The organism is Streptomyces boncukensis (assembly GCF_011045075.1).
Taxonomy (GTDB): Bacteria; Actinomycetota; Actinomycetes; order Streptomycetales; family Streptomycetaceae; genus Streptomyces; species Streptomyces boncukensis.
Map to the genome: position 1 here is coordinate 1 of NZ_JAAKZZ010001049.1, position 860 is coordinate 860.

Here is an 860-nt window from a genome sequence, read left to right on the forward strand (position 1 = left end):
GCCCGTCACATGCGCCATGCCCGCCGTCCCCGCCATGCCCATGACGTCCGTCAGCTCCGTCAGCTCCGTCACGGTCAGCGCGTCTGCGCGGTCCTCGCCGGTGTGCGCGCGGACGGCCAGGTCGGCCGCCTGCCCGGGGCGGTCCCACGCCGAACGGCCCCGGCAGCCCTCGGTCCGCACCCGCCCCTCGCGTACGGCCTCCAGGGCGTCCTTGACGGTCGCCGCGCCGATCCTGCCGTACGCGTATCCGTACGGCAGGACGAGCACGGTGGGCGCGAAGCGGTGCCCGCCGATATGGGTGATCTCCCAGACGTCGCCGGTGCCGGAGGCGACGAGTTCGGCGGCCAGCGGGCGGCCGAGCAGGGCACAGCAGCGGTCGCGCTTGCCGTTGGTGCACACCAGGGCCAGCGGCTCGCCCTCGTAAGGCCGCCAGGCGGCCGGGAGCCCCGCGTCGTTCCCCGCGGCGAGGGCAGCGAAGTCCAGTGCGCGGAGCGTCTCGGGGCCGCCGCCGGCGTCCGGGAGCAGCGCGGTGCGGATCCAGGAGGCGCCGGGGGAGGTGTGGGCGAGGAAGGCGCGGCGCCTCACCGGCGTCGCGTGGTCCGCGTGCCGTCCGGGGCGGCGGATGAGTGCGAGCCGGGCGCCGTGGGCCTGGGCGGCGGCCTCCAGCTCCCGGCCGAGGCCCGGGTCGAGACGGCTCTCGGCCGGCGCCTTGGCGCCCCACGGGCCGGGCTGCTCGACCAGCAGCCAGGTGCGGGCGGTGGCCGCTGTCGCGGTGAGGGGTTCGGCCAGCACCCGGGAGGCCGTCGCACACGTGCTCACGCAGGGGAGCCTAACCTCCCTCCCGGGGCCGCGCGCGGTGC

Annotated in this window: 1 protein-coding gene; it reads right to left on the minus strand. The window is 77.6% G+C overall.

All coding sequences use genetic code 11. The features are described 5' to 3' along the window. A partial coding sequence (locus G5C65_RS37870) for a sucrase ferredoxin (protein WP_165303613.1) occupies positions 1 to 819 on the minus strand: 819 nt, incomplete at its 3' end. Positions 820 to 860 lie beyond the last annotated feature (41 nt).